8 protein-coding genes are annotated in these 7,740 nt (G+C 71.7%); 6 read left to right on the top strand and 2 right to left on the bottom strand.

The features are described from left to right. On the bottom strand, positions 1-704 hold a 704-nt coding region (locus tag ACFW9D_RS25425), incomplete at its 3' end, for an acyl-CoA carboxylase subunit beta (protein ID WP_384625183.1). Positions 705-824: 120 nt separating this feature from the next. On the opposite strand from ACFW9D_RS25425, the gene ACFW9D_RS25420 reads away from it, so the two are divergent. The 4 genes from ACFW9D_RS25420 (at position 825) to ACFW9D_RS25405 (ending at position 5,269) form a co-directional block, all read left to right on the top strand. Continuing rightward, a complete protein-coding gene (locus tag ACFW9D_RS25420) occupies positions 825-1,697 on the top strand; it encodes a biotin--[acetyl-CoA-carboxylase] ligase (protein ID WP_188337192.1) in 873 nt (290 codons plus the stop codon). A 351-nt stretch (positions 1,698-2,048) separates the two neighbouring features. Beyond that, on the top strand, positions 2,049-3,170 hold the full coding sequence (locus ACFW9D_RS25415) for an adenylate/guanylate cyclase domain-containing protein (protein WP_188337191.1): 1,122 nt from the start codon (positions 2,049-2,051) through the stop codon (positions 3,168-3,170). A gap of 40 nt (positions 3,171-3,210) precedes the next feature. Then, positions 3,211-4,032, top strand: coding sequence for an enoyl-CoA hydratase/isomerase family protein (locus ACFW9D_RS25410; protein ID WP_188337190.1), 822 nt, complete (start codon positions 3,211-3,213; stop codon positions 4,030-4,032). A gap of 88 nt (positions 4,033-4,120) precedes the next feature. After that, on the top strand, positions 4,121-5,269 hold the full coding sequence (locus ACFW9D_RS25405) for a diguanylate cyclase domain-containing protein (RefSeq protein ID WP_384625179.1): 1,149 nt from the start codon (positions 4,121-4,123) through the stop codon (positions 5,267-5,269). Positions 5,270-5,292: 23 nt separating this feature from the next. On the opposite strand, the gene ACFW9D_RS25400 is transcribed toward ACFW9D_RS25405, so the two are convergent. Beyond that, positions 5,293-5,586, bottom strand: a complete 294-nt coding sequence (locus tag ACFW9D_RS25400) for a hypothetical protein (protein ID WP_223205967.1) — start codon at positions 5,584-5,586, stop codon at positions 5,293-5,295. A gap of 109 nt (positions 5,587-5,695) precedes the next feature. On the opposite strand from ACFW9D_RS25400, the gene ACFW9D_RS25395 reads away from it, so the two are divergent. Further along, positions 5,696-6,034, top strand: coding sequence for a hypothetical protein (locus tag ACFW9D_RS25395; RefSeq protein ID WP_188337188.1), 339 nt, complete (start codon positions 5,696-5,698; stop codon positions 6,032-6,034). Positions 6,035-6,337: 303 nt separating this feature from the next. Beyond that, on the top strand, positions 6,338-7,609 hold the full coding sequence (locus ACFW9D_RS25390; RefSeq protein WP_188337187.1) for an Ig-like domain-containing protein: 1,272 nt from the start codon (positions 6,338-6,340) through the stop codon (positions 7,607-7,609). The last annotated feature ends 131 nt before the right edge of the window (positions 7,610-7,740 follow it).

Here is a 7,740-nt window from a genome sequence, read left to right as displayed (position 1 = left end):
ATGTGATGCGCGACCCCCGAACGGCTGTTGTGCGCCCGCGCACCACCCAGCTCCTCGAAACCCACGTCCTCACCCGTCACCGTCTTGATGACATCGGGACCCGTGATGAACATGTGCGACGTCTGATCCACCATCACCGTGAAATCCGTGATCGCCGGCGAGTACACCGCACCACCCGCACACGGACCCACCACCAGACTGATCTGGGGGATCACACCCGACGCATGGGTGTTACGGCGGAAGATCTCCCCGTACATCCCCAGCGCCATCACGCCCTCCTGGATCCGCGCACCACCCGAGTCGTTGATCCCCACGACCGGACAGCCCGTCTTCAGCGCGAAGTCCATCACCTTCATGATCTTCTGCCCGAACACCTCACCCAGAGCGCCGCCGAACACCGTGAAGTCCTGCGAGAACACCGCCACCGGCCGGCCGTCCACCGTCCCGTACCCGGTCACCACACCATCGCCGTACGGCTTGTTCGCCTCCAGACCGAAATCCGTCGAACGATGCCGCGCGAACTCGTCCAGCTCCACGAACGAGTCCTCGTCCAACAGCAGCGCGATCCGCTCACGCGCCGTCAACTTCCCCTTCGCGTGCTGCTTCTCCACCGCACGCGCCGAACCCGCGTGCGTCGCCTCGTCGATCCGCCGCCGCAGATCATCGAGCTTCCCGGCGGTGGTGTGGATGTCGATCTCGTTCATCGGGGCGCGGCTCCCTGCCTGGTTCGACGCTGCTCAAGGGGGACGGGGCTACTGACTCGTAGAGTAGTGGCGCGCCTACGGTTCGGCAGTGCGTCGTATGCCACACCTAGGCTGGGTTGCATGACGCCGCGAGATCGTTCAGACGTGCCCGCCAGCCCCTGGTCCGACCTGGACCGGCCGCCCCTCTCCGAGAGCGGTCTGCGCCGCTCGCTGCTCCGGCAGGACGGCCTCTGGTCGTCCCTCGACGTCGTGGCGAGCACCGGGTCCACCAACACCGATCTGGTGGCGCGCGCCGTCGCCGGAAGCGCGCAGGAAGGCGCCGTCCTTGTCGCCGAGGAGCAGAGCGCGGGGCGCGGGCGGCTCGACCGGCGCTGGTCGGCGCCGCCGCGCTCGGGGCTGTTCTTCTCCGTCCTGGTGAAGCCCGGCGAGCACGAGGTGCCGGTGTCGCGCTGGGGCTGGCTGCCGCTGCTCACCGGGGTCGCGGTCGCCACCGCGCTGTCCTCGGCTGCCGGGGTCGACACGGCCCTGAAGTGGCCCAACGACGTCCTCGTCACCGTCGACGGCGAGGAGCGCAAGGCGGGCGGGATCCTGGCGGAGGCCTCCGGCGAGGGCGGGATCGTCATCGGGGTCGGGCTCAACGTGTCGCTGCGCGCGGAGGAGCTGCCCGTGCCGCAGGCGGGGTCGCTGGCGCTCGCCGGGGCGCAGGTCGTGGACCGGGAGCCCTTGCTGCGGGCCGTGCTCAGGTCCTTCGAGCGGTGGTACGTGGAGTGGTGCGCCGCGCAGGGGGATCCGGTGCTGTCGCGGCTGCAGGAGACGTACGCGGCGGGGTGCTCGACCGTGGGGCGGCGGGTGCGGGCCGTTCTTCCCGGGGACCGGGAGCTGGTGGGGGAGGCGGTGGCCGTCGACGGGGACGGGCGGTTGGTCGTCCGGGGGGCGGATGGTGAGCGGGTGCCGGTGGGCGCCGGGGACATCGTGCACCTGCGCCCGGCCTAGGCCTCGCGCCGCAACTTCGACGGTTCGTCCCCGGCCGCGGGCCGGTGGGGCTTCTCGCGCCCCGCGGCGGAGCCGCTGAAAGGCACAGCCCCGCGCCCCTGAAATGCAGACGCTTCGCGTCGCATTTCCCCGACAGGTGACCGCCCGACGGAGATGGCGCACGAAGTGCGCATCTCCAGGGGCGCGGGGAACTGCGCGACCAGCCACGACGGACCCGCACTCGCCCGACCAGAGCACTCGGCACCCCCATAGGCGGGACCCGCACCGAGCGGAGTGACGTGGGGCACAAGGGCTGCCGTATCGTTGAGGCCGGTCGATACCTGACCGCGGCAGATCGGAAGGGCAGCAGGCGTGACCGTCGACGACTCGGGCTCCGGCACGGGCACCCCACCCGACCCCGAGAAGCCGGAAGGGGACGAGAAGGACACCGCGGATCCCCTCGCGCTGCGCCTCGAAGGGCTGATCCTCGGCGCCGAGCGCCGCTACACCCCGTTCCAGGCGGCCCGCAGCGCCGGCGTCTCGATGGAGCTGGCGTCGAGGTTCTGGCGCGCCATGGGCTTCGCCGACATCGGGCAGGCGAAGGCGCTGACCGAGGCGGACGTCCTGGCGCTGCGGCGGCTCGCCGGTCTCGTCGAGGCGGGCCTGCTCAGCGAGGCGATGGCCGTGCAGGTGGCGCGGTCCACCGGGCAGACGACGGCGCGGCTCGCCGAGTGGCAGATCGACTCGTTCCTGGAGGGTCTCACCGAGCCTCCGGAGCCCGGGATGACCCGCACCGAGGTCACGTATCCGCTGATAGAGCTGCTGCTGCCCGAGCTGGAGGAGTTCCTCGTCTACGTGTGGCGGCGGCAGCTGGCCGCGGCCACCGGGCGCGTCGTGCAGGCCGCCGACGACGAGGAGATGGTGGACCGGCGGCTCGCCGTCTGCTTCGCCGACCTCGTCGGGTTCACCCGGCTCACCCGGCGCATGGAGGAGGAGGAACTCGGCGAGCTCGTCGAGGCCTTCGAGACCACCGCCGCGGACCTGGTCGCCGCGAACGGCGGACGGCTCATCAAGACGCTCGGCGACGAGGTCCTGTACGCGGCGGACGACGCGGGCACGGCCGCGGAGATCGCGCTGCGGCTCATCGAGACGATGAGCAACGACGAGACGATGCCGGAGCTGCGCGTCGGCATGGCCTTCGGGACCGTGACCACGCGCATGGGCGACGTGTTCGGCACGACCGTGAACCTGGCGAGCCGGCTCACGTCGATAGCGCCGAAGGACGCCGTGCTCGTGGACGGCGCGTTCGCCGAGGAGCTGATCCGGGCCGGGGACACCCCGAGCTCGGAGGCGGAGGCCGCCGCGCAGGCGCAGAAGGCGGAGGAGACGGGCGAGGCGCCGCCCTCGTACCGGTTCGCGCTGCAGCCCATGTGGCAGCGGCCGGTCCGCGGGCTCGGAGTCGTGGAGCCCTGGACGCTGACCCGGCGCACCTGACATCTTGACGGTTAACTGGCGTTAACCGGAAGGGCGAGTCATGGGTGCAGAGCAGCGGTTCGGGGAGTTCGTGGTCGTACGGCGCCACGGCGAGGAGGGCGCCGGGGCCGCCGGGGCCGTCGCCGAGCTGGTGCTCGACCGGCCCAAGGCGATGAACGCGGTCTCCACCGACATGGCCCGCTCGATCGGTGCCGCGTGCGACGCGCTCGCGGCCGACCGGGACGTGCGCGTGGTCGTGGTGACGTCCAGTCACGAGCGGGCCTTCTGCGTCGGCGCGGACCTCAAGGAGCGCAACTCCTTCACGGACCTGGACCTCGTGCGGCAGCGGCCCGTGGCCCGCGCCGCGTACACGGGCGTGCTCGAACTGCCGATGCCGACGATCGCGGCCGTGCACGGCTTCGCGCTCGGCGGCGGCTTCGAGCTGGCCCTGTCCTGCGATCTGATCGTGGCCGACGCGACCGCCGTCGTCGGGCTGCCCGAGGTGTCGGTCGGCGTGATCCCGGGCGGCGGCGGCACGCAGCTGCTGCCGCGCCGCATCGGGGCCGCGCGCGCCGCCGAGCTCATCTTCTCCGCCCGCCGCGTGGAGGCGGCAGAGGCGGGCGAGCTCGGGCTCGTCGACCAGGTCGTGGCGGCGGGCCAGGACCGTACGGAGGCGCTGGCGCTGGCCGCGCGGATCGCCGCGAACTCGCCGGTCGGGCTGCGCGCCGCGAAGAAGGCGCTGCGCCTCGGCCACGGCCTGGACCTGCGGGCGGGCCTGGAGGTCGAGGACGCGGCCTGGCGCTCGGTGGCCTTCTCCGGCGACCGCGCGGAGGGCGTCGCGGCCTTCAACGAGAAGCGGCGCCCGCAGTGGCCGGGCGAGTGAGCGGTCCCGGGCCTCGGAGACGACCAAGATCACCGAGTCGGACGCGCTGAATTCACCGAAATGCCGGAAACGTTCCTAGCCTGGTGGAATGGGAGAGGACGACCGGCTGCGCGCCGTGGTGACGCTTGCGCAGGGCATGGCCGCCGCACAGGCCCCGCGGGACTCCTGGCGGGCCGCGGCGCTGGGTGCCTGCCGTGCCCTGACCGGCAGTTTCGCCGCGCTCTCGGTGTGGGAGCGCGGACACGGCCGGCTCCGGGTGCTCGTCAACGTCGGGGACCTCGCGCCCGACGAGGAGGAGTTCCCCGAGCGGGAGACGTATCCCGTGCACCAGTTCCCGGAGATCACCGAGTTCCTGCACGAGCGGTGGGCCGGGGGCGGCGGGGCCAACGCCTGGGTGGAGACGGCCGCCGGGCCCGTCGAGCGCGGCGGCTACTGCCATCAGCGGGTGGCCGCGCTGCGCCGCCGCGGGCGCGGCTGCTGCGTCGTCGCGCCGATCGTGCTGCACGGGCGCGCCTGGGGCGAGCTGTACGTGGCGCGGCCGCAGGGGATGCCCGTGTTCGACCGGGGCGACGCCGAGTTCGCGACCGTGCTCGCCGCCGTCGTCGCGGCGGGCATCGCGCAGACCGAACGCCTGGAGGAGGCGCGGCGCCTCGCGTTCACGGACGCGCTGACGGGCCTCGCCAACCGGCGGGCCGTCGACATCCGCCTCGACGAGGCCGTCGAACGGCACCGCGCGGACGGGGCGGTGGTCAGTCTCGTCGTGTGCGACCTGAACGGGCTCAAGCGGGTCAACGACACCCTCGGCCACGCCGTCGGCGACCGGCTCCTCGAACGCTTCGGCTCCGTCCTGTCGTTGTGCGGCGCGATGCTGCCGGGGACGCTCGCGGCGCGGCTCGGCGGCGACGAGTTCTGCCTGCTCGCGGTGGGGCCCGCCGCGGACGAGGTGGTCCGGGTCGGCGGCGAGGTCTGCGCCCGCGCGGCCGAACTCGACCTCGGCGACGGGGTGGCCTGCGGGATCGCCTCGACCGGCGATCCGATCGGCGAGGTCTCCAGTGCCCGCCGGCTGTTCCGGCTCGCGGACGCCGCCCAGTACCGGGCGAAGGCGCTGCGCTCGGCGAAGCCCGTCGTCGCCGGGCGGGAGGGCGGCCTGGACGACCCGGTAGTCCGGCTCGCGGACGCGCCGCCGCCGGCCACGGGCGAGCGGGAGCGGCGCCGCATCAGGGGCCTGGAGCCGTAGCGGCGGTCGACCGGGGCGGTCGGTCAGTACGCCTCGGTCGCGCGCTGCCTGCGCACCGAGTACGTCACGAAGCCGACGCCCAGGCCCAGGAAGACGGCGCCGCCCATGACGTACGGGGTGGTGTCGATGGTGCCCGTGTCGGCGAGCCGCAGTTCGCGGTCGGTCCGCGCGTCGGTCACCGCGGAGGCGGTGCGCGCGTCGGTGTGGACGGTCTCGGACTCCCCGGGGGTCGCCGTGGCGTTGGGGACGAACCACAGGGCCCCGAGGAGGGTTCCTGCGGCTGTGGCGGTGAGCAGTGATCGGCGTGCGGCGGACACGGAAGCGATCCCCCTTGTGGCGCTGGCGAATTGGCCGTGTCCGCCGATGTTAGTGAAAGGTGCGGGTCACAGGAAAGTCACGGGTGGGGTGGGCCGTACGCTCCGGGTCATGAACACTGATGAGACGTCACGTTTTGTTCGCCTGAAGGTGGAATTGGTCCTGGAGATCGGTGACGCGGAGGCCCTGACGGGTGCCGCGCTGCAGCGGATCTCCGACGACGAGGCGATGCCGCCCGAGGAGCGCTCGCACGCCGAGAGCGCGGTCCAGGAGGACGAGGCGGAGGCCATCGCGTACCTCGTCGACCCGTTCGACCTGGTCGGGGAGGTGCCCGGCACGGAGCTCGTCCAGGCCTCCTGGTCGAGCGAGCAGGTGGACTACGACCCCGATTCGCCGGATTGGGACCTGGACGAGGATGATGAGGGGCAGGACGACACGGATCGCGTGTAGCGGCCCCCCGGATCCACGGCCCCGGGCGGCGAACCGCTGCCCGGGGCCGCGTCGTCCCGGAGGGGGAGAAGCGCGCGAGTGGGGCGTGGGGCACGGGGGTTCAGCGGGGGTGTCGTCACCGTCGGTGCGCCGCCGGTCACGTCTTCACGGACGTGTCCTGGCCCACATCCGAGCGTTTTCGGGAACGGGACGAACCGGTCACCGCGTTGTGTACGGGTATGGGGAACACCTGTGTTCTCCGTGACCGCACTCGGGACGGCTGAGACTGGCCGGGACGTCGGGAAGTCGGGTAATTCGGCGACTATGGAGAAGCGTGTGATGACGGACGGTAAGCGGCGCAAGGGTCTGATGGCCGCGTCCGCTGTGCTCGGCGGCGTGCTGGTGCTCTCCGCGTGCAGCGGGAGCGATGCCGATTCGGGCGGCTCGGCGAGCGGCACGAAGGAATCCCAGGCCGCTCAGGCCGACGAGGCCGCGGCGAAGAAGACGTCCCAGGCCGAGATCAAGATCGCGCCCAAGGACGGCTCCGACAACGCGAGCATCAACAACGCCGCGAAGGTCACCGTGAGCAAGGGCACGCTCACCGACGTCACCATGACGACCGCCGACGGCACCGCGGTCGCCGGTCAGATATCGGCCGACAAGAAGAGCTGGAAGCCCACCAACCAGCTCGAGCGGTCGACCACGTACAAGATCGCCGCCGAGGCCAAGGACTCGGGCAACCGGGTCGCGCACGAGAACGCGTCGTTCACGACCGTCTCCCCGGCCAACAGCTTCATCGGTAACTTCACGCCGGAGGACGGTTCGACCGTCGGCGTCGGCATGCCGGTCTCGATCAACTTCGACAAGGCGATCACGAACAAGGCCGATGTGCAGTCCCACATCACGGTCTCCTCCAGCAGCGGCCAGGAGGTCGTCGGCCACTGGTTCAACGCCAACCGCCTGGACTTCCGCCCCGAGGACTACTGGAAGGGCGGCTCCACCGTCACCCTGAAGCTGGACCTCGACGGCGTCGAGGGCGCGAACGGCGTGACCGGCGTCCAGCAGAAGACCGTCACCTTCAAGGTCGGGCGCAACCAGGTCTCGACGGTCGACGCCAAGACCAAGCAGATGACCGTCACCCGTGACGGCAAGGTCGTCAAGACCATCCCGATCTCCGCCGGCTCGCCCGAGAACAAGACGTACGAGGGCCAGATGGTGATCTCCGAGAAGTTCAAGGAGACCCGGATGAACGGCGCGACGGTCGGCTTCACGGACGACGACGGCAAGGGCGAGTACGACATCAAGGACGTGCCGCACGCCATGCGTCTGTCGAACTCCGGCACCTTCATCCACGGCAACTACTGGGGCGCCAAGTCCATCTTCGGCTCGGTCAACACCAGCCACGGCTGTGTCGGTCTCGCCGACGCCAAGGGCGCGGGCGACTCCAGCACCCCGGGTGCCTGGTTCTACGACAACTCGATGGTCGGCGACGTCGTCATCGTGAAGAACACCGGCGACAAGACCGTCCAGCCGGACAACGGCCTCAACGGGTGGAACCTGAGCTGGGCCGAGTGGAAGGCCGGCTCCGCCGCCTGATCCCGCCCGCTCTCCGCACCACCGCAGAGCCCCGGCCCGCACCCCGGGGCGGGGGGCCCCGCCAGCCCGGGGCCCGTGGGCGCGGGGGCGCCGGGGGCCGCCGGGAACCAGTTGGGAAACCCGGGAAAACG

Source organism: Streptomyces sp. NPDC059524 (assembly GCF_042749255.1).
Lineage (GTDB): Bacteria > Actinomycetota > Actinomycetes > Streptomycetales > Streptomycetaceae > Streptomyces > Streptomyces xanthii.
The sequence above is the reverse complement of the archived record's forward strand: the minus strand, read 5'-3'. Positions and strand labels throughout refer to the sequence as shown.